The organism is Corynebacterium nasorum (assembly GCF_022347325.1).
Classification (GTDB): Bacteria; Actinomycetota; Actinomycetes; order Mycobacteriales; family Mycobacteriaceae; genus Corynebacterium; species Corynebacterium kefirresidentii.
In genome coordinates, this window is the sequence record NZ_JAKRDU010000013.1 from 13,835 (window position 1) to 36,780 (window position 22,946).

20 protein-coding genes are annotated in these 22,946 nt (G+C 56.8%); 8 read left to right on the plus strand and 12 right to left on the minus strand.

All coding sequences use genetic code 11. From position 1 onward, the window contains the following. The first annotated feature begins 44 nt into the window (after positions 1 to 44). Positions 45 to 1,943, plus strand: a complete 1,899-nt coding sequence (locus MHK05_RS09675; RefSeq protein ID WP_239206376.1) for an N-acetylmuramoyl-L-alanine amidase — start codon at positions 45 to 47, stop codon at positions 1,941 to 1,943. On the opposite strand, the gene MHK05_RS09680 is transcribed toward MHK05_RS09675, so the two are convergent. From MHK05_RS09680 to serS, 6 genes are all read right to left on the minus strand, one after another. Further along, positions 1,940 to 2,770, minus strand: a complete 831-nt coding sequence (locus tag MHK05_RS09680) for an HAD family hydrolase (protein ID WP_239206378.1) — start codon at positions 2,768 to 2,770, stop codon at positions 1,940 to 1,942. The genes MHK05_RS09675 and MHK05_RS09680 overlap by 4 nt on opposite strands. A 22-nt stretch (positions 2,771 to 2,792) precedes the next feature. Beyond that, positions 2,793 to 4,340, minus strand: a complete 1,548-nt coding sequence (gene glpK, locus MHK05_RS09685; RefSeq protein WP_239206380.1) for a glycerol kinase GlpK — start codon at positions 4,338 to 4,340, stop codon at positions 2,793 to 2,795. A 28-nt stretch (positions 4,341 to 4,368) separates the two neighbouring features. Then, on the minus strand, positions 4,369 to 5,106 hold the full coding sequence (locus MHK05_RS09690; protein ID WP_239206382.1) for an MIP/aquaporin family protein: 738 nt from the start codon (positions 5,104 to 5,106) through the stop codon (positions 4,369 to 4,371). 3 nt (positions 5,107 to 5,109) lie between these two features. Beyond that, entirely contained in the window at positions 5,110 to 6,834 is a 1,725-nt protein-coding gene (locus MHK05_RS09695; RefSeq protein ID WP_239206384.1) for a glycerol-3-phosphate dehydrogenase/oxidase, read from the minus strand. 296 nt (positions 6,835 to 7,130) lie between these two features. Further along, positions 7,131 to 8,666, minus strand: a complete 1,536-nt coding sequence (locus MHK05_RS09700; RefSeq protein ID WP_239206386.1) for a lysophospholipid acyltransferase family protein — start codon at positions 8,664 to 8,666, stop codon at positions 7,131 to 7,133. 101 nt (positions 8,667 to 8,767) lie between these two features. Continuing rightward, the gene (gene serS / locus MHK05_RS09705; protein WP_023020092.1) at positions 8,768 to 10,024 is read right to left on the minus strand and encodes a serine--tRNA ligase; all 1,257 of its coding nucleotides are present in this window, start codon (positions 10,022 to 10,024) and stop codon (positions 8,768 to 8,770) included. A gap of 65 nt (positions 10,025 to 10,089) precedes the next feature. Between serS and MHK05_RS09710 the strand changes: the two genes are divergently transcribed. Genes MHK05_RS09710 through MHK05_RS09720 form a run of 3 tightly spaced genes read left to right on the plus strand, consistent with a single transcriptional unit; the run spans position 10,090 to position 12,296 of the window. Beyond that, complete coding sequence (locus MHK05_RS09710; RefSeq protein WP_239206388.1) at positions 10,090 to 10,839, plus strand: GntR family transcriptional regulator; 750 nt, start codon at positions 10,090 to 10,092, stop codon at positions 10,837 to 10,839. Positions 10,840 to 10,875: 36 nt separating this feature from the next. Next, a complete protein-coding gene (locus tag MHK05_RS09715; RefSeq protein WP_239206390.1) occupies positions 10,876 to 11,949 on the plus strand; it encodes a septum formation family protein in 1,074 nt (357 codons plus the stop codon). Beyond that, positions 11,949 to 12,296, plus strand: coding sequence for a metallopeptidase family protein (locus MHK05_RS09720; RefSeq protein WP_239206392.1), 348 nt, complete (start codon positions 11,949 to 11,951; stop codon positions 12,294 to 12,296). Before MHK05_RS09715 ends, MHK05_RS09720 begins: the two co-directional genes overlap by 1 nt. On the opposite strand, the gene MHK05_RS09725 is transcribed toward MHK05_RS09720, so the two are convergent. From MHK05_RS09725 to MHK05_RS09745, 5 genes are all read right to left on the minus strand, one after another. Further along, positions 12,293 to 12,946 carry a histidine phosphatase family protein gene (locus tag MHK05_RS09725; protein WP_239206394.1) on the minus strand — a complete coding sequence of 218 codons (654 nt, stop codon included), beginning with the start codon at positions 12,944 to 12,946 and terminating at the stop codon, positions 12,293 to 12,295. The genes MHK05_RS09720 and MHK05_RS09725 overlap by 4 nt on opposite strands. Positions 12,947 to 12,955: 9 nt before the next feature. Continuing rightward, complete coding sequence (pheA, locus tag MHK05_RS09730) at positions 12,956 to 13,894, minus strand: prephenate dehydratase (RefSeq protein ID WP_239206396.1); 939 nt, start codon at positions 13,892 to 13,894, stop codon at positions 12,956 to 12,958. Positions 13,895 to 14,336: 442 nt separating this feature from the next. After that, complete coding sequence (locus MHK05_RS09735; RefSeq protein ID WP_239206398.1) at positions 14,337 to 15,383, minus strand: GDSL-type esterase/lipase family protein; 1,047 nt, start codon at positions 15,381 to 15,383, stop codon at positions 14,337 to 14,339. Positions 15,384 to 15,466: 83 nt separating this feature from the next. Beyond that, complete coding sequence (locus MHK05_RS11925; protein ID WP_239206400.1) at positions 15,467 to 15,988, minus strand: 3-hydroxyacyl-CoA dehydrogenase family protein; 522 nt, start codon at positions 15,986 to 15,988, stop codon at positions 15,467 to 15,469. Positions 15,989 to 16,019: 31 nt separating this feature from the next. Next, positions 16,020 to 16,328 (minus strand): 3-hydroxyacyl-CoA dehydrogenase NAD-binding domain-containing protein, encoded by a 309-nt coding sequence (locus MHK05_RS09745; RefSeq protein WP_239206402.1) that lies wholly within the window; start codon positions 16,326 to 16,328, stop codon positions 16,020 to 16,022. Positions 16,329 to 16,570: 242 nt separating this feature from the next. Between MHK05_RS09745 and MHK05_RS09750 the strand changes: the two genes are divergently transcribed. From MHK05_RS09750 to MHK05_RS09765, 4 genes are all read left to right on the plus strand, one after another. Next, positions 16,571 to 18,235, plus strand: coding sequence for an AMP-binding protein (locus MHK05_RS09750; RefSeq protein WP_239206404.1), 1,665 nt, complete (start codon positions 16,571 to 16,573; stop codon positions 18,233 to 18,235). Between the two features lie 600 nt (positions 18,236 to 18,835). Further along, positions 18,836 to 19,972: an amidase gene (locus MHK05_RS09755; RefSeq protein ID WP_239206406.1), complete on the plus strand. Its 1,137-nt coding sequence runs from the start codon at positions 18,836 to 18,838 to the stop codon at positions 19,970 to 19,972. After that, positions 19,969 to 20,667: a CPBP family intramembrane glutamic endopeptidase gene (locus tag MHK05_RS09760; RefSeq protein WP_239206408.1), complete on the plus strand. Its 699-nt coding sequence runs from the start codon at positions 19,969 to 19,971 to the stop codon at positions 20,665 to 20,667. Before MHK05_RS09755 ends, MHK05_RS09760 begins: the two co-directional genes overlap by 4 nt. 63 nt (positions 20,668 to 20,730) lie before the next feature. Next, positions 20,731 to 21,975 (plus strand): LCP family protein, encoded by a 1,245-nt coding sequence (locus MHK05_RS09765; protein ID WP_239206410.1) that lies wholly within the window; start codon positions 20,731 to 20,733, stop codon positions 21,973 to 21,975. A gap of 49 nt (positions 21,976 to 22,024) precedes the next feature. Here MHK05_RS09765 and MHK05_RS09770 read toward each other — a convergent pair whose 3' ends face one another. Further along, complete coding sequence (locus MHK05_RS09770; protein WP_239206412.1) at positions 22,025 to 22,945, minus strand: DUF5926 family protein; 921 nt, start codon at positions 22,943 to 22,945, stop codon at positions 22,025 to 22,027. Position 22,946 lies beyond the last annotated feature (1 nt).

Consider the following 22,946-nt stretch of genomic DNA (forward strand, 5'->3'; position numbering starts at 1 on the left):
TTTGGCAACCGTTTTAACAGCTGCACAACCCCAGGGAGATAACAGTGCAACAACGACGTCGACTAGTACCCACCAGGTCCAAGTGGTCCACCCCGGTCCTCGCGGCAGTCACCTCTATCGCGCTCGCCGTGACCGCCGCATTCGGCGGCCAGCAGGTACTTAAGACCCAGGACTCCAACAATGGCGGCCCCATTGAGGTCAAAAACGCCTCCGCTAGCTTCAGCGATGGTGAATCCATCGTCGTCGATGACCCCGCCGTAGCCGCGCAGGGCGACGGCGAAGGCCGCCGCGCGGTCAAGCAATTCCACCGCGACGAAACCTTCAACATGTTCGCCGTCACGTGGGAGGGCAAGCGCGATATCAACTCCTTCGTGCGCTCCAAACAGCAGGATGGCTCCTGGAGCGAGTGGCTGCCCATGGATGCGATGAACTACTCCGAGGGCAAGAACGGCACCGAGCTCATCTTCGTGGGCGATACCAACGATGTTCAGGTCTCTATGGCCAACGTTGACCTCGTGACCGGATCCAACCTGGACAAGAAGGAAGACTCCCTCCTGGACAAAGCCGCGAAGGGCGCTGATGCACATCGCCCGGCACCGCTTGCCTACAACGTCGGCGATATCTCCCCCGTGGCCGATGAGCGCACCCAGGTTGCGGATCTCGACGCCGTGTTTATCGACGGCAATGCCCAAGCCGGCGAAGCTATCGAACCCACCGCGGAAACCGCGGGTATGCCCAAGGTTGTCTCCCGCGCTGGCTGGGGCGCCGACGAGTCCAAACGCTGCCAGCAGCCCACCTACGACGATGGCCTGAAAGCCATGACCCTGCACCACACCGCGGGTACCAATAACTACACCCGCGCGCAGGCGGCGGCACAGGTTCGCGGCGCTTATGAATACCATGCACAGACCCTGGGCTGGTGCGATATCGGCTACAACGTGCTGGTAGATAAGTTCGGCACCATCTATGAGGGCCGCTATGGCGGTTTGGACAAGGCTGTACAGGGTGCCCACGTAGGCGGCTTCAATGCCAATAACTGGGGCATTTCCATGATTGGCAACTACGAGGAAACCGACCCTTCCCGCGAGATGCTCAACTCCGTGGCCGAGATTGCGGGCTGGAAGGCAGCAATCTCTAACATCGATCCAATGGGCAAGGCTAGCTTGTACTCCGGCGGCTTCTACGGCTCCAAATTCCCGGCTGGAACCATGGCCACCGTGCCGGCCTTCGCAGGCCACAATGATTTCCACAACACCGCCTGCCCGGGTCAGTACACCATGCGCCACTGGGACGAAATCCGTAAGAACACCAAGCGCAAAGCAGATGCCATTAAGTCCGGTAAGAACAGTACGGATCTGAATTGGCAGAAGGCTCCTCAGCCCAATGCCCCCAAAACCCCGCAGCAGGTAGGTGAGGAAATCACGTCCTCGCTGGGCGACGTCGAGGTACCGGTCTCGACTATCTCCGCCCTCGCTGGAATCGCTGCCGCAGTCTTCGGCGTGCTCATCGCCAACGACCGCCTGCAGAAGCCTGATACTGATCAAAAGGTGGCGGGCAACCTGACCACCGGCGATATTCCGGAGATTGTCAATAAGGTCGTACAGGTTTCGAATAACGAAGGCCTCAAGGAGTCTTGGACCTCCGTCCTCAACGCTTTCGGCCCGGTGCTGGGCCTGGCAGTTGGCGGCCCGGATACCACCGATGGCGGCAAGATCCTCTACCAGCTCTTCCAGAATGGCGTGGTGCTCTCCTCTAAGGAGTCCGGTACAAAGGCTCTCACCGGTGAGATTGCCAAGAAGTGGTCCGAGGGCGATAATGCCTCCAAGCTCGGCCTGCCTACGTCCAACGAGGAGAAGAATGGCAAGGAAATCCGCGTGAAATTCCAGGGCGGCGAGATTGTCTACAACACCGAAACGGAAAAGGTAGACATCTTCACCGACTAGAACCAGCGCTCTAGCACCTTTGCCACGCCCGCCTGGTGGTTAGCAACGGTGACCGCGTCCGCGGCCGCCTTAACCTCTGGGTGGGCGTTTTCCATGGCCACACCGCAGCCAGCCCAGCGCAGCATCTCAATATCGTTAGGCATATCCCCAAATGCGATCGTCTCCTGCTGCGCGACGCCGGTGTGCTCAGCCAACCATTCCACCCCGCGGCGCTTAGTCACATTGGGCGCGGCAACCTCCAGAATCCCTTCCTGCATGGAATACGTCAGGTGCGCGAGCTTCGGATCGATATGGGGCGCGATGAGCTCATACAGCTTCGGAGCGGAGTAGTCCGTATTGCGGATAAGAAATTTCACGGCAGGCTGCCCCACAAGCTCGCCCATGCTGACCACCCCGAAGCCTTCAAAGAGGGCGTTTTCGGAGTAGTGGCGTTCGACTACGAAGAGGTCCTCGACGGCGTCGCCAAGCGAGCCTCCTGCCCGCTCCGCTCCAAAGCCCACGGTACCCAACACCGTCTGGGCCACATCCACCACTTCTGCCAACGCTGCGGGTGAAAGCTCGTGGGCGGACATCACGCGGTCCTCCGCGGAATCATAGAGCACCGCCCCATTCGAAGTCACACACACCGGGCGGACGGGAAGCTGCTCCAACACGGGGGCTATCCACCGGAACGGCCGGCCAGTGGAAAGCGCAAAATAGGCACCCTGTTGGACCGCCCGCGCCACAGCGTCACGGTTGCGACGCGGGACACGGTGGTTGCGGTCCAGCAGGGTGCCGTCAATATCGCTCGCGATGAGGCGAGGAGCGCGGGCAGGGAAATTCTCCATACCCGCGAGTTTACTTCAGGACTTAGAAGTCCAGATCCTCGTCCTCGTTATCTTCCCAGTCCAAGGAACGCTTAATAGCGCGCTTCCAGTCGCGGTAGAGAGCCTCTACCTCTTCCTTCTCACGCTTCGGCTTAAACACCTTCATGTCTCCTGACTGGCTACCCAAAACGCTCAGGTCATCCCAGAAGCCATTGTCCAAACCTGCCGCGAAGGCCGCGCCGGTCGCGGTGGTCTCGATATTCTTCGGACGGTGTACCTCCACGCCGAGCATGTCCGCTTGGAACTGCATCAGAAGTTCGTTCATGGTCATGCCGCCGTCCACGCGCAGCTCGGTGATCTCCACACCGGAGTCTGCCACCATCGCATCGGCCACGTCGCGAGTCTGGTATGCAGTGGACTCGAGCACGGCGCGGGCCAGGTGCTTGCGGTTGGCAAAGCGGGTTAGACCCACGATGACGCCACGAGCATCCGGGCGCCAGTACGGGGCGAAGAGGCCAGAGAAGGCAGGCACGATGTAGACGCCGCCGTTGTCTTTAACTTCCCGCGCCAGGTTCTCGATGGATGCAGCATTCGGGATAATCTGCAGGTTATCGCGCAGCCACTGCACTAGGGAACCGCCCATGGACACGGAGCCCTCCAGCGCGTATACAGGGCGCTCGCCCTCACGCTGGAAGCACACGGTGGTCAGGAGGCCATTCTCCGAGAACTTCGGGGTAGTACCCGTGTTCAGCAGGAGGAACAGCCCGGTTCCGTAAGTATTCTTTGCGGAGCCGGTGCGGAAGCAGCCTTGGCCAAACATCGCAGACTGCTGGTCACCCAGGATGGCGCGGATAGGAACACCGGAGAGCGAACCGCGCTCACGCACGGTACGGAAATCACCGAGGGATGGGCGAATCTCCGGCAGCATGGACATCGGGATGCCCATTTCCTCGCACAGTTCCTCATCCCACTCCAGCTTTTCGATGTCCATGAGCAGGGTGCGGGAGGCATTGGTGACGTCGGTAGCGTGCAGAGCCTCACGTCCGGCATCGCCCTCGGCACCGCCGGTGAGGTTCCACAATAGCCAGCTGTCAATGGTGCCGAAGAGCAGATCGCCGGCCTCGGCGCGCTCGCGTGCGCCCTCGACGTTATTGAGGATCCACTTCACCTTCGGGCCGGCCGGGTAGGAGTTAATGAAAAGACCGGTGCGGCGGCGCCACCTTTCTGGGCCTTCCTCTCCCGAGAGCTCCTTACAGATGGCGGTAGTGCGGGTATCTTGCCAGACAATAGCGTTGTAGACCGGCTTGCCGGTGTGCTTATCCCACACCACGGTGGTCTCTCGCTGGTTGGTGATACCTACCGAGTCAATGTCTTCCACGGTGATATCGCCATTGGCAAGAGCCTCACCGACGGCGCGACGGGTATTGCTCCAGATTTCTTCCGGGTCGTGTTCTACCCAGCCCTTTTCGGGAAAGATCTGCTCGTGTTCGAGCTGACCAACGGCAACCTGCTCGCCATCGTGGTTAAAGATAATGCAGCGCGTCGACGTAGTTCCCTGATCAATTGCGGCGACGTATTTCTTGTTAGTCATGTGTCTAGTCTCCTGTACAAAAATGGATTTAGAGCGCAACGGACAACAGGCCAACGGCTACAGCCGCGACCAACGGGGCCACGATAGGGACCCAAGCATAGCCCCAGTTCGCACTGCCTTTGTCCTGGATGGGCAAGATGAATGCATAGGCAATTCGCGGGCCCAGATCACGGACCGGATTGATGGCATAACCCGTGGGGGTACCAAGGGACAGACCGACTGCCACAACAACGAAGGCAACAGCGAAGTAGCTCATGGGGCCTAGCTCACCGCCGGTTGGGCCGAAGGCGATGAACATCAACAGCACGCAGGTAGCAATAAACTCCGTCACCGCATTCCACCCGTTTTTAGGGTGGGCCGGCTTGGTAAAGAAGATACCGTTCGTGTTCTTATTGGCGCCAGTGACATTTCCGGCGTCGTCGTAATTATTGGCGTCGAAAAGCTGCTTGAACGCAGCCCACGCCAGGATGGCACCCAAGATGGCGCCGAGGATCTGGCCCAGGCAGTAGTACGGAACTAGGGACCATTCAAGCGAACCATTGACGGCCAACATGACGGTGACGGCGGGGTTGAGGTGCCCGCCCGTGGGATCGGCCACGCTGGCGCCGACAAAGACCGCCATGCCCCAGCCTAGGGCGGTAACGACCCAATCGGAGCCGCGCGCGCCAGAGGTGCGCAGGTTTACCAGCGCACATACGCCGTTACCTAGAAGGAGCAGCAACGCAGTGCCGATAAACTCCCACAGGAATGCATCAAATCCGGTCATAACTTATACCTCGTTTTGGGTAGGTCGGGCAGATCCTGCGCGGACCAAAATGTCATTGGCCTCGCGGTCAGTTACCGCAGCTTCTGCTTCAAGTTCGGCCTGGGTGTGGGCCTTGAATTGGGATACCTCGCGCTCCTTGTCGGCCTCGCTCCAGCCCAGCAGTGGTGCCACAAAGTCAGCAACTGCCGGGGCGGCATTTACGCCGCGGTCACCAAACTCGATGGCGATACGCAGACGGCGGGACAGGATGTCCTCCAAGTGCAATGCGCCTTCGTGAGTGACGGCGTAGCGGACCTCGGCCCACAGGTAGGACTCGGCACCTGGAACTGGCTCCAGCAGCGAAGCATCCTCGGCTGCAGGTGCCAAAACCTCACCCAGCAGGGAGCCATAGCGGCCAAGCAGGTGCTCGATGAACTTTTCGCTCAGGTTGTAGCGACGGGCCAGAGATGGGACTTGGTTAGCTAGAGCATGGTAGCCAGCGGCGCCCAAGATCGGGGTTTGCTCAGTGATGGACTCTGGCACCTTGGTATCTAGTTCTTGGACTGCTAGATCCACGGCGTCCTTACCAATGACGCGGTACGTGGTGTACTTACCGCCGGCAACAGAGACCATGCCTGGGGCCACGCGCGCAACGGCGTGGTTACGGGAAAGGTTGGTGGTGGAATCAGACTTGCCGGACAGCAGCGGGCGTAGACCGGAGTAGACGCCCACGATGTCATCGCGGGTGATCTTACGGCGTACGCGCTGGTTAACCTGGTCCAAAATATAATCAATATCGGACTTGGTTGGTGCCGGATCCGGCAGGGACAGTCCCTTTTCCCAATCGGTGTCAGTGGTACCGATGATCCAGTACTCGCCCCATGGGATAACGAAGAGGACGGACTTTTCGGTTACGAAGCACAGGGCCGCGTCCGCATCGAGCGCATCCTTTGGCACAACGATGTGCACGCCCTTGGACGCGTGCACGGTGAACTTGCCTTCCACGCCGGCCATCTCTTGAACCTTGTCATTCCACACGCCGGTAGCGTTGATGAAGACCTTGCCGCGCACAGTGGTTTCGCGCCCAGTGGCGGTATCGCGGACCTTGGCACCTACGATGCGGCCGCCGCGGTCCTTGTCAAAGCCAATGACATCGGTATTGGTGCGGACATCGGCGCCGTACTCGGCGGCGGTACGCAGCACGGTCATGGTATGGCGGGCGTCATCCACGAGGGTGTCGTAGTAGCGAACGCCACCCACAATGGCATCATCCTTCAGGCCCGGGGTCACCTTCAGCACGCCCTTACGGGTCAAGTGCTTCTGCATTGGCACGCTCTTCGATCCGCCCATGAGGTCATACAGCGTGAATCCACCGAACATCATGACGCGCTCCCACACGTGGTGGGTCAGCGGGAAGATGAACTTCAAAGGCTTCACTAGGTGAGGTGCCAGGGTGGACATGTTGAGCTCGCGCTCCTTGAGGGACTCAGCCACGAGGCGGAAGTCAAACATTGCCAGGTAGCGCAGGCCACCGTGGAACATCTTGGAGGAGCGGGAAGAGGTACCTGCGGCGAAGTCGCGTGCCTCAATGACGGCGGTCTTGAGACCGCGGGTGGCGGCATCCGCTGCCGCTCCGGCACCCACGGAACCGCCACCGATAATGACTACGTCGTAGTCCTCATCTGCGTACCCGTTCCATAGATTTTCAAAGTATTCGGGGTTAAAGGATTGATTGCTTTGCTGGATCATTACTGACCGCATCTCCTTCCTTGGTGCTTGCATGTGCCTGGGCCATAGGTCCGTGAATGAGATGGCATAAGCACAGCTAAAAGCAGGTAATTATGGGTTCGGTGGAAAGTATCGCACCGGGGCTACAGAGACTTCATCTCCTAAAATATATGTTAGGGGTCACCGACTTGAGTTACACATGTGGTTACTCACACGTAAGTTTCAGGCCCGTAAGCAGTCAGTTTCCTTAAAATACTTAGACTTCCAAAAAGAAAACCACCCCCTCGCGGGGGTGTAAAGCGGACGAAAAACTGTCGCTATTTCTTCGCTAAACGCGCCATCGCCTCGAGTACCTCTGACATTCCGGCCTTTTCTGCCGAGTAAGTTACCGCTTGAGCACCCTTGACCACCTCTATCGGGGCAGTTTCCAAAGCCACCACCGGCATCCATTCGAGGAAGTCCTCATCCCCCGGCTCATTTGCAAAGACCAGAGTCTCTTCTGGCTCATCTTGCAGATCCTCTAGGATGCGCTCCACGCCTTGTGCCGCACTGGCGGCAGTAACGGACATTGCTGCAGCATCGAGGCGCGGCTGTGCAACATCCTCATCAATGACAATGGTCCACACGGCTTGTGGAACATCCACATCGCCCGCGGGCGATACCACTATGAGAACTTCGGCCGCCGGGTAGATATCCGCAAAAGCCTTGCGCAACCGCGGGGTCAGTGCTCCATCCTCCCAATTCAGCGCACTACTATGCGCTACCACCACACGCGGGATGGAGGAGAATTGAGCCTTCATGCGGTGCGGCAGGCGCGAGACGATAAGCCGGGATTGGGTAGCTGCTGCCAAAAGGCCCTGCTCAGCTTTAGAACCGGCCCAAATCTCTTTGCTGCTGGCGGTAATGGAAGCCTGGGTTTGCGCCACATCAGATTTCAGTTGCGCCATAATATCCGCGACCTTATCGCGGCCTTCATCCAAACCACGTGTTGCCTCTTCCACCACGGCGTTGAGATTGGCTTTGATCCAATCCAAAGTCTCTGGGGCGGTGCGTGCCTTAGTCTTGGGCACATCCTCTTCATCCCCCTTGGCGGCGGCCATGCGGTTGCGCACTAGGTCAACCGTGGTGACGGATACGCGTTCTTTAAGCCCCACCAGATCATCACGTAGCCGGCGCACACGGTGGCGCTCAGTTTCTACTTCAGCGTCCTGCTCCTCCGCCTCTTCGAGGGTGGGAGCGCCGCCGCCCTTACGGGCGGGCACCCAATATTCGCCCGCTGGCATGGGGCCAAATTCAGCTTCGAACTGTTCCCATAGCCCTTCCAACGCCTCTTGCATTCGGCGCCTAATCTCCGCGGTATCGACTTCCGCATCACCAGTGGGATAGTACGGTTCTAGGGCAGTGATAAAGACTGGAGTCTTCGTCCGTCCCAGATTCTTTTTATGCCCCTTGGTCCACAGGCGCTGGGAGCCGAAGATGACCTGCGGGATTACCGGCACCCCAGCCTCATAGGCGATGCGGGAGGCACCACTTTTCATGCTGCGAATTTCGAAGCTGCGGGAAATCGTGCCTTCAGAAAACACCCCGACAAGTTCGCCCTCTTTAGCGAGCCGAACCGCCTGCTGCATTGAGGCACTGCCATCGATACGATCAACTGGCACGTGGTGCATGGCCTTGAGCAAGGGACCCGCTAGCGGGGCTTTAAAGATGCCAGCCTTTGCCAAGAAGCGCACGAGGCGCTTTTTGCGGTAAGCCAAAAAGGCCCCGAAGAGGAAGTCCATGTAGCCGGTGTGGTTACAGACCAATACCGCGCCGCCTTCATCGGGGATATTTTCTTCACCCGAAAGGCGCATTTTTAATCCCTGCGCCAGAGTCACCCCCCTACCAATGTGAGTGATCTGGCGATACAGGAAATTCGTCGCAGCGTTCATAACTCTCCAGGACGACGGCGGACTTACTGCGGGGTGAGGACATCCTTGCCCACGAAGGGGCGCAGGGCCTCAGGGACAACGACAGAGCCGTCGGCCTGCTGGTGGTTTTCCAAGATAGCAACTAGCCAGCGAGTAGTCGCCAGGGTGCCGTTCAAGGTAGCTGCGGTCTGGGTCTTACCATTCTCGTCACGGTAACGGGTAGACAGGCGACGAGCCTGGAAGGTGGTGCAGTTCGAGGTGGAAGTCAGCTCGCGGTAGGTGCCTTGGGTAGGAACCCAAGCCTCATTGTCGAACTTGCGGGCTGCCGAAGAGCCGAGGTCGCCACCGGCAATGTCGATGGTGCGGTAGGGCAGCTCCATGGCTTCAAGCATGTCCTTTTCCATGGATAGAAGGCGCTGGTGCATTTCCTCCGCATCTTCAGGCTTGCAGTAAACGAACATCTCCAGCTTGTCGAATTGGTGGACGCGCAGGATGCCGCGAGTGTCCTTACCGTGGGAGCCGGCCTCGCGGCGGAAGCAGGAGGACCAGCCAGCGTACTGCAGCGGACCGTTAGAAAGGTCGATAATCTCATCCTTGTGGTAGCCGGCAAGGGCCACCTCAGAGGTACCGACTAGGTACATATCATCGGCTGGGAGGTAGTACACCTCATCGGAGTGCTGTCCCAGGAACCCGGTGCCGGACATAATGTCTGGGCGAACTAGAACTGGCGGAATCATTAGCTTGAAACCAGCTTCGCGCGCCTTCTGTGCTGCAAGCATAAGCATTCCCAACTGGAGGAAGGCACCGTCACCAGTGAGGTAGTAGAAGCGAGCTCCACCTACCTTAGCGCCACGCTTGACATCGATAAGGCCCAGGGACTCGCCCAGCTCAAGGTGATCTTTCGGTTCGAAGTCGAACTCAGGAATCTGGCCGACCTCTTCCATCACCACGAAGTCATCTTCGCCGCCGGCTGGGGCGCCTTCAACCACGTTATCCAGCTTGTACTGCAGCTCTTCCACCTTGGCCTCAGCGGCAGACTGTGCCTCTTCCGCTTCCTTGACCTTGGCCTTCAGCTCATTGGAGCCCTCTAGCAAAGCCGGGCGCTCTTCCGGGGAGGCCTGGCCGATCTTCTTGCCAAAAGCCTTCTGCTCGGAGCGCAGTTCGTCGGCCTTTTGAATAGCAGCACGGCGCTGCTCATCAGCTTCCAAGAGCTGGTCTACGAGGGAGGGATCCTCACCTCGATTCACCTGGGAAGCACGGACAACGTCAGGGTTTTCGCGGAGTAGCTTGAGATCAATCACGAATGTAAGTTTAGCGTATTGACAACACCTTGCGGTGGTAATAACCAGCGAATTACCATGGAGTTATGTCCGCCGTTCAGCTCCCCGCCCGCACTATTACGGACGGCCCCGTTCCAAAACACGCCCAATTGCACGATATCCTCGAAGAATTGTGCCGCACGACCCTCAAACCCGGCGATACCCTCCCCGGCGAAAGGCTCCTTGAAGAGACCTACGGGGTGTCACGTATCACAGTACGCCGCGCCATCGGAGATCTCGTCGCGGCCGGGAAATTGCGCCGCATCCGCGGTAAGGGCACCTTCGTGGCCCCCAATCCCCTAGTCTCCCGGCTCCACCTGGCCTCATTTTCAGATGAGATGGGCGCCCAAGACGTCACCGCCTCTTCTAAAATCCTTACTAGCGGCCGCAGCAGCGCCCCAGAGGATGCCGCCATCTTTTTTGATACGCCCGCTAACACCGAACATATTCACCTGCGCCGCCTGCGCTTGGGCGATGGCGAACCGTACTCCATCGACGATGGCTGGTATAACTCCACGTTCGCGCCCAGCCTTTTGGAAAATGACATCTACAACTCGGTCTACGCCATCCTCGATTCTGTCTTTGATGTCCCCATTACCGATGCGGATCAGACGGTCTCTGCAATATCGGCCGATGCGGACACTGCCCCGCTTCTCGACGTCCCCGTGGGCACCCCGCTGCTCCACATTGTGCGCTACTCCCGCTCGGGCGATAGGCCGGTGGAGTGGTGCTCCTCGGTTTATCGCACCGACCGCTATCGCCTGACTACCCGGGTGGCTAGGGAGAACAGTCTCTAGCCAGCATCCAGGTTAAAAGGTAAGATTAGGGGCCTTATGAAGAAATCACCTGCGTGGCGTTCCGCTGTGGCCGTCCAGATTGTCTTGATTGCGGCAATCGCGGCGGCCGTTTTCATGGGCATCTACGGCGTTATCAGCTCCCAGAAATCGGGCAGCGATGAGACCACCGCTGCCCAGCAGCACGATAGCGGGGATAATTCAGAAACCGCTGCCCCTAAACCGGAACCTTTCACCGCCGCGGCCGCTGGTGCCTGCTTGACGTGGGATATAGCGCAAGATGGCTCCGCCACAGGGTTCAAGGAAGTACCTTGTTCCGAACAGCACCGCTTCGAGGTCTCCAAGACCGAAGACTTAAGTGTGTACCCCACCAGCGAATTCGGTCCAGATGCTACTCGCCCGGCACTTACCCGCCAACACCAATTGCGCGATGAGCTGTGCGAATCCGCCACCGTGAACTACCTGCACGGCAAGTGGGATCCCAACGGCAAGTACGACGTAGCATCCATTCTCCCGCCGCAGTCTGCCTGGGATCGCGGCGACCGCACCCTACTCTGCGGCCTGCAAACCACCGATGACCACGGCGTACCGCAGCTTAATCTCGGCAACGTAGAAGCCTCCGAGCAGGCCAACCTCACCAAGCCGGGCGAATGCTTGGCCATCGATGACAAGCAGGTTCCACACGTCGTTGACTGCGCTAAGCCGCACCAGATGGAGACCGTATCCGTCATTGATGTGGGCAAGCAGTTCCCTGATGGCTACCCGGATGGCAAGGATATGGACAAATTCCTTTCCGATACCTGCACCGCCGCTACCGAGGACTACCTCGGCGGCGAGGAACAACTCTATCAATCCACGCTGCAACCGTTCTGGGGTTCTATCACCGAGGCCTCGTGGAATGGCGGCACGAAGTCCGTCAATTGCTTCCTTGTCCATGCCCGCGCAGGCGGCGGCTTCTCCGCCATCACCGGCTCCGCTACCGGTGGCCGCCAGGCGCTGACTATCGATGGCAAGCCGCCGGAGGAGCGACCTGAGCGCAATCCGCTGCGCGAGGATAAGGACAAAAATCCGCCGCCCGAATCCGCCGCCCCCGCACCAGCCCCAGCACCCTAATGGTGGAGGTTTCGGAAGAGCGCTTCGATGAAATGGTCAACGCGGCGCTGGATCAGGTCCCCGAGGAATTTGTGCGTCGCATGCGCAACCTCGTCATCTTGGTCGAAGATGAAAACCCCGATAACCCGATGCTGCTCGGGCTCTATGAAGGCGTGGCACTGCCCCGCCGCACCTTCGATCACACTGGTTTCCTGCCCGATGCAATCTTTATTTATCGCAAGACGCTGCAGCGCTGGTCCGGCAGCGAGGAAGACCTAGCAGAGCAGGTCAAGGTGACGGTATTTCACGAGCTCGGCCACTATTTTGGCCTCGAGGAAGAGGAGCTGCACCGCCTAGGCTGGGGCTAGAGCTCCGTATCTGCCCATCGGGTCAATGTCCACTGCCCAAAGTCCTTGCCGCAGGGCTCCATCACCATGAAGCGACAATTGGGCAGATAGCCGATATAGGCAAAGTCGGCATCAACCCCCGTGGCATGCTTGGTGACCACGCGGATGGCCGCGCCGTGGCTGACAAGGATGACATCGTGGTCGTCGGCAAGCTGGCCTGCAATGCCCTCCAGAACCGGCTGGTAGCGCGCCAGCACATCCTCTAGGGTCTCGCCACCTTCCATGCCGGCGTCCTGCTCGCCATCGCACCAGCCGCGCATGGCCACCATGTGCGAACGGTGGGCATCCTCGCTGCCGTCCATTTCCCAATCGCCGGCAGAAATCTCGTGCACGCCGGCAATCACGTCCACACGCTGAGAAAACTCTGGCACCCCGCGCTCCTGTTCAAAGGCGCGCGCCGCCAGCATCGCAGTCTGCTGAGCGCGCAGGGCAATTGAACATTTAAATTCCACCTCGCGCTCGCCCACCAACTGCGCTAACTCACGGCCAACCTCCGTGGCTTGGTCGCGCCCGCGCTCAGTAAGCTCGGCCCCAGGCGGGCGGGTATCAAGAAGACGAGAAATATTGGAATAGGTCTGGCCGTGACGCAACAGGATAATTCTTCCGGGCATGCTTCTAGACTATTGGCCCCTGCGCGCCCGCGCTACCCAATCATCCGCCGCGGTGATATCGCGCGGCGGCTTGCCCGCAGGCGTTGCCGCCGGCCAAGAACCGAGAAACAGTAAATCCTCTGCCCGCATCTTTAGTGCACGCAGGGCTTCTGCAACAGCTTGGTCCTCGATATGCCCAATAAGATCCACAAAAAAGCGATAATTACCGAGTACATCTCGTGTAGGGCGAGACTCAATCCTAGATAAATCAACACCTCGTTGGGAAAAGTCCTGCAGAGCTCCGACCAGGCTACCCGGCCTATTGGGAAGAGAGAAGAAGACACTTGTCCGGTCATGGCCAGTTCGGTCCGGTGGCTTTCCTGGCAACCCTACCAAGATGAATCGGGTTTTTGCATTAGGAAAATCCGCTATATCTCGCGCAATAGACTCCAGCCCAAAGAGCTCCGCGGCGCGACTCGGTGCTGCGGCTGCGTCCATCTGCCCTCGCATTACGGCCTCTGCAGCCGCAGAGTTTGAGCTAGCCGGGACAAAATCTGCCTCGGGTAAATTTTGCTTTACCCAAGAGCGAATCTGACGAAACGCCACCGGGTGGGCGCTCAACCGCCTAATCGTTCGTTGATTCGGCAAAGTCATAATGTTGAACGCGATGGAAATATCCGCTTCGCCATAAATCTGGACCGGTCCAGATTCTGTGAGCGCATCATAGGTCGAAGTAACGGCACCTTCTACTGAGTTTTCGAACGCTAAGCATGCATATTCAGCAGTTCCGCAGTGAAGAGTTCCAATGACCTCCGAAGGAGAACCCATCGAAAATATCGTCGCTCCCGAAAACTTACAGCTTAACGTTTCAGCGGCGATTTGGGTAAAGGATCCTGGCGGCCCAAGGTAAGCAACCCTTGGCGTGGAATCATGATTCAGTGTGCAAGTCGTCATATTGGCTAATTTCATGCCTACAATACGGCGGGGCGCACGCCTTAAATCTTAGTGCAACGGCAGGTAATTGGACAAAAGAGAAGTCTAACGCAAAACCGGCAGGCGGGATAAACTTCTCAAGTCTAGCCTCGTCAAAATATATGCGGTGCAAAGATAATATCAGCTGGGAAAATTCATCTAAGCAGAGGGCTCTCGACCCCGCCATACAGTTAACACCTATCCACTACTAAAGGGGCGACCGCGACACCGCCATGTATAGCTCGGCCTTCTTACCAAGGTAATGTTTGAACAATACCGAGCAGTTGCGGTGCGGCATTCTGGACTGCATTTACTACGGAGTCGACGAAACTATCGAACACTCCACTGTAGTAGTTAAAGATCATAGTAAGTGGACTACTCGGATTCTTGGTATCTAAGAGCACGATTGAGTATGTTCCTTTTGGAAGACTGAGTTAAATTAGCGGTACTGTGCAGCAACGTGACGGGAAATTTCATTTACCCCGACATCTGTCAAATGGAGGGCAAGATTATTACTACTCGTAGTAGTATCGATCAAAACCCCGCCTACCCAACGGTCCTCGGGCGCAGCACATTCGCCATGATCCTTGGAAAACTCGCGTGTGTCGATATATCCCACGTTCTTGCGCTCGGCAGCCTGCTGCATCCAAGTGTTAGAGTTTATTTCTCCCCTGGTATCCCAATAAATCGGGAAGGCATAACTGGTATCGAAGACATTATCTCGTCCCCGTCCATACCCCACATGATATAGGCATTGCCAGCCGCCTGGACGATCGTCAGTGATGGTATGGTATCCCACCAGCTTTACCGTAGCGTTTGGAGCCGCTCGTTTAACACGGTCGATAACCCTATCCATGGCCCTCGCAAAAAGATCCCGTTGCGTGGGTGAATTCAAAAGTGCAGCCAGTTGTTCGTCATTAACGCGCTCTCCCGATGGCACTGTATAATTGTTATACACGTCATTGTATCCGGCCTGAATAGCCACATATTTGGTGCTAGGACTTAACGCTCCATCCCGAACGGCGCTGTCTACCTGAGACAAAATTGTATTGCCGCCGTTTGGCGAGTAAAGAGTTGCGCCAGGGCAGGAGTAGTCATTCAACGGAGCATTCAAGTTAGCTGCTAGTGACTTAGGGATGCTCGGAAAGCCCTGCGCACATCCGCGTGCACTGATATTAGGTGAGGCTGCACGCATAGCCGAGCGAACCCCGCTATCCTGTACCCCTCGAGTAGCCATGCTATATGCGGCGTCACCAGCAGTGGGATTACTAAAAATAGAGTCGCCAAGTGTCACAAGATTATTTGGAGAAACCTTCTCGACAGCCTGATTGGCATTTAAATCCTGGAGATTTACTCGTGATGGATCCAAATACGGCAGCTGCCGTTCGTCACTACTAAATGGCGCTGCTCCGGCGGGAGAAAGAGAAGTAGCCATCGTACAGAAGAATAGCGAAGCAGCGACAATTCCCTTACGAACTTTTTTCACATTGAGAAACCTTGTCGAGAGCCTTTTTAACGATACAAACTTTAGCCAGTATACTTTAAATCTTACGATTTGTAAACTTCAGATCAACTGTAATCGTAAATTCCCTTGCCGCTTTCGACTCCCAGACAGCCTTTAGAGATGTACGCCTCGGTTAGATAGTCAATAATTTTTTGGGACCCCTCGATGCCGGCTTCAACTTCCAAAGACAAAACCGAGACGATCGTGCGCAAGCCGACTATGTCGACTACTCGAAACGGCCCTTCAGACCCCATCACGGCTTCCCACACTGCATCTATGTCCTTTGGGGAAGCAACGCCTGTCGCCGCCAAATCCAGCCCCGCCCTTAGCCAAGGGATCATTAGAGAGTTTAGTATATATCCAGGCTGCTCCTTCATTAGAGGAACAGGGGTTAGCCCGACTTCCTTGACAAACTGTGTTACTTCATCCATAAGCTCCGGTTTCGTTCCCGGATGAGGCATGATTTCCGCTGTACTACGCTTCCATATTTCGTTTGCCAGGTGAATAGCTAGGAAGCGAGAACCATCTTTTAGGTATTTCACCAACGAGCTCGGTAATAAAGTTGAAGAATTTGTAGCGACGACCACTTTATCACTGTCGATATTTGCCTCAATTGTTTCAAGTACCCTTTTTCTTAACTTCTCTGGACTCGCTTGTGCATTCGAATACGAGGTCGGTGTCGCTCAATGCTTCCTTTGGCCAACTGGAAACTTTGATGCTTTTCTGCGCCCGGAGAACTTCTTCAGCCGTGAAGGACGTTTCTTCCTCATATTTTTTGGAATATGCACGAATGCGACTGAGTGCCTTTTCCAAAGAATTATCGGAACGGCCTAGGACCGTGACCTGCTTTCCGTAAAGTGCGAATTGCAATGCCGCTTGGGCACCGAGGGTCCCGCCGCCAAATACAGTTACGCGATTAATATTCATGTTCTCTCCAGTCTAAACTCGCAACACATTAGGAATGTAGTCAGTTCGCTACATAAACGTGTTCTCGCGTCAGCACATATACCGTTACCACGTGCGTACTTATAACGCACCATGTTATGCGAATAAGGGCCTCAAGTTTCGCTAACGCTTTGCAAGAACTCGCTATTAAGGTTCATTCGCCTTATAATTTATTCGCCTTATAATTTTTACGCTTCGTCTCTATCCAACCTGAAAGGACAACCGTGCGCTTTATTAGAACCCTAGAAAATGCCAAAGCGACTGCAATCGGCATGAAGTTCATGCTTCGAACAGCCCATAACGCCGGGTTTATCGGACTTGGTAATAACCCAAAGGCAATTCTTATGGCGTTGCCCAATATAATCCGCTATCATTTTTCTTTCGCCCGCAACTTGGAAAATGCCCGGCTGAACCACCCCAACAGGATAGCCGTGATAGACGATCGCCGGTCAATCAGCTTTCAAGATTTGAGCGCCGAAATTCAACACGTCTCCCGTTGGCTGATTGATTATGCAGAAAGTCACGGAGTGAAGCGTCGAGATTTTTCGTATGGCGTACTTGCACTAAATTCGATTGAGACAATCGATGCCGCTATAGCAAAATCGTATAATGGCATGTCGTGCAATATGCTAAATGTGCAAGCCTCGAAAGAACAGTTAACAACACTGATCAACCAAAACAATATACGTTTAGTTTTCGCGGATAGCGAGTTAGCCCATAAGCTGCCCAGCACCGTTGAGGTAGTTATCCTCAACGGTCCTCGAGCTTCCAAGAGCACTCACCCTCGCATCGTAGACTCCATTTCACATGTTCTTGACCAGACCCCGAAAGGCAAGCTTCCGCTCATCCCCGGACAGTCCCCTAATGTTCTGTTTTCCTCCGGCACGACTGGTACCCCTAAAGGAGTCGGTAGAAATGATCCAATGTTCCCCATTACATTGGGGCAAATCCTTTCGGTAATGGCTTGGAGACCTCTCCAAACAATATACATGCCTTGCACACTTTTCCATGCATGGGGACACGGCGGGCTTAATATTGCATTCGCCGGAGCAAATACCCTGGTTATTCGGCGGATCTTCGACCCTAAAGAGGGCATGGAACTCATCGATCGCTACCAATGCGAAGGGAGTATCTCTTCTCCTATCTTCTTGAAGGACATGCTCAGCGATGACTACTCGCTTGAAAGCTTAAAATGGATAGGGTCAAGCGGTAATAAAGTTACGAAGGATTTGGTCGAACGCGCTAATTCACGTTTTGGCCGTCCGATTGTTTCCAATCTGTACGGGTCAACTGAAACTGATATGACAACCTGCGCTTCCCCTGAGGTCGTCCTCCGTGATCCTTCAATCGTAGGAAAGCCATCACCTGGAATGAAAGTTTTAGTTCATGATGGCAACGGAAATAAAGTACCTACTGGCCGTATCGGACAAATCGCAATGAAGAGCCCGATGATGCTAGACGAGTACACGAATCCCGACAAAGAACCACCTTACGTCACTAACACCGGAGGCATGATTAACATGGGTGACATGGGCTTCTATGACTCCGAGCGATACCTACATGTTGTCGGGCGCTCAGACTCCATGATAATTGTCGGCGGTGAGAATGTTCATCCCGAATCCGTCACCGAAGTAATAGAGAAACATCCCCATATTAAAGAAGCCTTCGCAATCGGGGTTGACGATGCCGAGAAATTCCAACGAGTTGCGGCTATTGTAGTTACCGATGGATCTTCTGTAACCGAAGACGATGTCCGAGACTGGGTGGATGACAATTTAGCCTCCCATTCAATTCCAAGAGATGTCTACTTCACTGATTCTCTCCCCCGGAATGCAATGGGGAAGGTCATGATCAACGAAGTAAAGCAGCTTATCGATCGGATGGCATAACAAGTGCGGCAGCCTTCGGTTAGGATCAAATCTGTTTTGCTCCAATAATTTTGATTCCCATGCAAAGCCCGCATTCCATGTGAAACTGGTAATCGGATTCTGGAGACTATGCCGCATGCCAGCACACTTTTCGCTTTCCGCTTGATAAGGTCTCTGGCTCGGAAACTAAGTAAGGAGGTTATGGACTTCGACCAATTCCGTTGGGATCTAGCAAGGTGCACAATCCCTATACCCCGATACGCTTGGATTATCTTTAGGCATTGACCCTGGCTCACCAAGCTGTCTTCGCTCGCTGGCTTTCGTGTCAAATAAATGCGAACGAGTTAACAGATCCCGACTGTAGTACGCCTGTGCCCTAGGCTCATCCCGCCGCGAGTAGCGTACTCGGTTCCTATCGCGACGCAACTTGTATCCTAAGAGGACGGCCTTGAAATTATTCTTCCTAGGCATACTGACCTCCTCTTTCCTGATCGCTAGGTGGGCCACCCATAACAGAACCTAGAAGTTCTCTCCCTCGCTTTTGCTGAAGTACTACTGGGCAAGCGTTTCCACCTAGTAACAGCTTCGAGTCGATCCACAGGGACTCTATATTGAGGATTTATGGACTTTTCCGTAGAACAACTCCGTTCAGCTCTGCACGGCCTTTCCGCTGCAGAGCATGGTTTTACCTACGTGGATCTGGACCGCAAGCCTTCCGCCTACGGCCGGCTAAGCGGCTGGGTCCTGTCCGCTAAGGATCTCTGCGATGTCCGCGGCATGCCCACTACCTTGGGAAACATCGATCGTACCTACTACCCTGAGCGTAGCGATTCCTTTATAGAGGACTTGGAAAAGCAGGGCGCGCATATCATCGGTAAGTCCTCCGCTCCGGAGCTCGGCCTGCGCGTAGATACGGAACCGGTGGGCCTGCCCCACCCCGATAATCCCCTCTACCCCGGCTGCACCCCAGGTGGTTCTTCGGGTGGCGCGGCGGTGCAGGTCGCGCGAGGATTGCTGCGAGCAGCCCACGCCAGCGATGGCGGCGGATCCATCCGCGTGCCGGCCGCGGCCTGCGGCGTCGTGGGTTTCAAACCGGCGGGTGCGGAGCTAGGTGTGCAGGGTTTTATTACCCGAACCGTGGCCGATAATGCGTTTTTGCATGGCCACCGCATGATCACCCCGCGCGCCCGCATCGGTCTGCTGCTGGAGCCGTTGTTTTGCGATGTCAGCGTCGCTGCGCACCACCTCCGCGCCGCCCGCGAGGCCGCCCAGCGCCTACAGGCTGCCGGCTTTAAGGTAGTGCCCATTTCCCCCTACCCTCAGGCTCGGTCTACCTTTGCGCATTTCCGGAATATTTTTACCTCCCGCCTAGCGGAGCTTCACCCAGCAGAAGGCTACGCCGAGTGGATTGCCCAGCAGGGGCGGCGCGTCAGCTCTGCTGAGGTGGCCGCGGCGCGGGCACACGTTCGGCAGCTGCCGGACCTACTGGCCCAAGAGTGGGGCGTAGATGCCATCCTCACCCCGATGCTGACCACGGATCCACCGCGCACCGGATATTTCCTGTCTCTGTCCCATGAGGAGAATTTCGCAGCCCAGACCCGGTGGTCCCCGTGGGGTTCGCTGTTTAATATGGCCCAACTTCCCGCCATTTCCGTGCCGTGGACCATTCCTAATCACCCACCGGTGGGAGTACACCTGGGAGGCATTACGCTTTCCGACGCCTCCCTCCTCGGCCTCGCCCATATCCTGCACCCATGACCAAGTCTCTACGCGCCGAACTGCTCATCGTCCTCACCCTCACCTTTGGTATTTCCGGGGTGCGGGCGGTGTTGAACCTCATCAATTCCTTCGCCTCACCGCAGCGTCTCAATGAGCAATCGGTCACGCTCAACTCCAGCCTCTCCTCTTTAGCCTGGGTGGATATGGGCCTGCAGCTGTGCTCGGCCGCCGTACTCTGCTCCTATGGTGCTTTAGCACTCTTCCTGCTGGCTAAGGACCATATTTTCCCGCGCGCCTACCGCGCCTGCGACTGGCTGGAGGGGGCAGGGCTTGCCGCACTTATTGGAATTCCGGGACTCGCCCTATATTTCACGGCAGTCCACTTCGGGTGGAGCAAAGAGGTCATCCCCGGCGATTTTGCCAATGCTTGGGTGCATATTCCCGTTTCCCTTTTTAAGGCAGCGGCTAATGCCTTTGCGGAGGAAACCGTGGTGGTGATGTGGTTTATGACGCGCTTGCGCCAGGCCCGTTGGTCCCTGCCGACAATACTTGCCGCGAGCTCTATCTTGCGCGGTTCTTACCACCTCTACCAGGGAGTTTCTGCTGGATGTGGCAATATCGTGATGGGGTTAGTGTATGGCTACTACTACCACCGCACGGGACGGGTATGGCCGTTGGTCATAGCGCATTTTCTTATCGACGCCGTCGCTTTCGTGGGTTATTCCTTCCTGTGAAAATGCCCTTAGGGGGACGTCGCGAAGCGGGCGAAACTCCCCGCACCTTGTAAGGTATAGCGCATGACTGAATCAGGACGAGATCCGCATAGGGAGGCCCGCCGCGCCGGCGACGGTTCCTCCACTGAATTCGTCCTTGGGGCCGATGGGCGTCCCCTCAAGGATCGATACGGCCGCCCCATTCGACGCCGTTCCTCCGCCCGCCCGACGCCGCGGCGCGTCGAACCGGAACAGCAATCCTTCCGCGCTCCGCAGCCACAGCGGCAGCAACAGCCACCGCGCCGCACCCCGCCCCCAACGCCGAGCCGCTACCCGAGTCAATACCGAGCGCAGCAACGACCGCCCCGTCGGACCGAACCCCGACCGGCGCCCCGCCAGCGCCCGCATAGCCGCCGCAAGAAGGTCAATCCGGCCAAGCGCGCCCTTGGTTGTATTGGTATGGCGCTTGTTGTCCTCTTGGTATTCAACCTCGTCTTCATGTTTTGGACCGATGCTCGCCTGACCCGTATCGAGGCGCTCCCCGAAGACCAAGTGCCTAATACCGCCGGCACCAACTGGTTGCTTGTTGGTTCCGATTCCCGTCAGGGACTCAGCGAAGAACAGCAGGCTGAACTGGGCACCGGCGGCGATGTGGGCGAAGGCCGCACCGATACCATCATGCTGCTGCACATCCCTCGCACCGGCAAGGCCAAGCTTGTGTCCATTCCGCGCGATAGCTACGTGGAAGTCCCCGGTTTTGGCATGGACAAGATCAATGCCGCCTTTACCTACGGTGGACCGCAGCTACTCGCCCAAACCGTTGAAGGGACAACCGGTCTGCACATCGACCACTATGCCGAGATCGGTATGGGTGGCCTGGCCAATGTGGTCGATTCTGTCGGCGGCGTGGACGTGTGCGTGAAAGAACCCATCAATGACCCGCTCGCCGGCATCGATCTCCAAGACGGCTGCCAGAAACTCAAGGGCCGTGATGCCCTCGGTTACGTGCGCACCCGTGCTACTGCCATGGGTGACCTAGACCGCGTGCAGCGCCAGCGCGAATTCTTCTCCGCTTTGCTGGATAAGGTGGCTTCTCCTGCCACCATTATCAACCCATTCCGCGCCTACTCCTTGGTCAACCACACCGCTTCCTCGTTCATCGTGGGCAACGGTGACCACGTCTGGCATCTTGCCCGCGTGGCGCTTGCCATGGGCTCCGGTGTGGAAACAGAAACCGTCCCCATCGGTGGGTTCCAAGACACCGAGGTAGGCAACGTAGTCCTCTGGGACGAGGAAGCAGCCTCTGGGTTGTGGGATTCCCTCAAATAGGGATCAAAAAATGGCACCTCCGCCACAGTAGGTGCCATTTTTTATGTCTTTAACGCAAGGTCACCTGACGAGACTTGATGTTTTCGAGCTGCTTGCGCTCATCGGCGCTGAGCTGAGCATCATTAGAAATTTCCTCCTCCAGGGCCTTATCCACGCGGGTGAGGTGGTCCTCATAGGAAGCGTGGTCAACCTCTGGATCCAAGTCAAAGACTGGGGCAATAAGGCCGTGGGTGCGGAAGACACCGGCAAACTTGGTATCTTCACCGAGGTTCAGCTCACCGCGGGCGGCTACGCGTGCCAGCGCATTCAAGAATGCGGATTCATCGTCACTCGGGCGGACCCAACGAATATGAGCCTTGCCACCGCCGGCATTTGCCCAGAAAGCAGCGCCGGTGATGTTCTCGCCCACTTCGTGGGACTCGATGACGGAATCATTAGCTGCGCGCAGGGATTGCGCAATCTGCGGGGTGACCTGTGCACCCTCCGGGATCCACCATTCGAAGTCTTGGTGCACCTGCACGTCGAGGGTAGCGGAGGCGTCGATAAGCTCTTCCAGCTTCGGCTCCGAGCCATCAGCCGCAGTGGATTCCAGGGTGGCGCCAGGCTCATTATTCTTCACCCAGTTGAGGGCAAAGGCGAGGTCGCGGCCCGGGTTATGGGTATGCGACTGTACCTGCAAGCCCACGAAGGCATCGCCGCCAAATTCGGCATCACGAATTAGCGCAGCAGAAGCACCCGGCAAGACGGTGGCTACATTTACGTTCTTATCGCAGCCCTTGACCTCAAGCTTGGCAAAAGCGGAGGGGACGAACTCCTGCATGGCGACCAGGCTGGCCTCTGCAGCAAGTCCACCGTAGGGGCGGGGATCCTTTTCTAGGGCAGCGCGCTCCTTGGCGCGGGCGGCGAGCTTTGCCTGGCGGCGGGACATGCCCTCAGGCAGCTGTTCCTTGTTCTTTTTCTTCTTGGCCATG

What these genes read in the sequence shown, in the direction of transcription:
- MHK05_RS09765 (WP_239206410.1), top strand. Translation starts at nt 20,731, where the DNA reads ATGACTGAATCAGGACGAGATCCGCATAGGGAGGCCCGCCGCGCCGGC.
- MHK05_RS09755 (WP_239206406.1), top strand. Translation starts at nt 18,836, where the DNA reads ATGGACTTTTCCGTAGAACAACTCCGTTCAGCTCTGCACGGCCTTTCC.
- MHK05_RS09725 (WP_239206394.1), bottom strand. Translation starts at nt 12,946, where the DNA reads ATGCCCGGAAGAATTATCCTGTTGCGTCACGGCCAGACCTATTCCAAT.
- MHK05_RS09760 (WP_239206408.1), top strand. Translation starts at nt 19,969, where the DNA reads ATGACCAAGTCTCTACGCGCCGAACTGCTCATCGTCCTCACCCTCACC.
- MHK05_RS09700 (WP_239206386.1), bottom strand. Translation starts at nt 8,666, where the DNA reads ATGCGCCTTTCGGGTGAAGAAAATATCCCCGATGAAGGCGGCGCGGTA.
- MHK05_RS09715 (WP_239206390.1), top strand. Translation starts at nt 10,876, where the DNA reads ATGAAGAAATCACCTGCGTGGCGTTCCGCTGTGGCCGTCCAGATTGTC.
- MHK05_RS09720 (WP_239206392.1), top strand. Translation starts at nt 11,949, where the DNA reads ATGGTGGAGGTTTCGGAAGAGCGCTTCGATGAAATGGTCAACGCGGCG.
- MHK05_RS09745 (WP_239206402.1), bottom strand. Translation starts at nt 16,328, where the DNA reads ATGAATATTAATCGCGTAACTGTATTTGGCGGCGGGACCCTCGGTGCC.
- MHK05_RS09690 (WP_239206382.1), bottom strand. Translation starts at nt 5,106, where the DNA reads ATGACCGGATTTGATGCATTCCTGTGGGAGTTTATCGGCACTGCGTTG.
- MHK05_RS09710 (WP_239206388.1), top strand. Translation starts at nt 10,090, where the DNA reads ATGTCCGCCGTTCAGCTCCCCGCCCGCACTATTACGGACGGCCCCGTT.
- MHK05_RS09770 (WP_239206412.1), bottom strand. Translation starts at nt 22,945, where the DNA reads ATGGCCAAGAAGAAAAAGAACAAGGAACAGCTGCCTGAGGGCATGTCC.
- MHK05_RS09695 (WP_239206384.1), bottom strand. Translation starts at nt 6,834, where the DNA reads ATGATCCAGCAAAGCAATCAATCCTTTAACCCCGAATACTTTGAAAAT.
- MHK05_RS09680 (WP_239206378.1), bottom strand. Translation starts at nt 2,770, where the DNA reads ATGGAGAATTTCCCTGCCCGCGCTCCTCGCCTCATCGCGAGCGATATT.
- pheA (WP_239206396.1), bottom strand. Translation starts at nt 13,894, where the DNA reads ATGAAATTAGCCAATATGACGACTTGCACACTGAATCATGATTCCACG.
- glpK (WP_239206380.1), bottom strand. Translation starts at nt 4,340, where the DNA reads ATGACTAACAAGAAATACGTCGCCGCAATTGATCAGGGAACTACGTCG.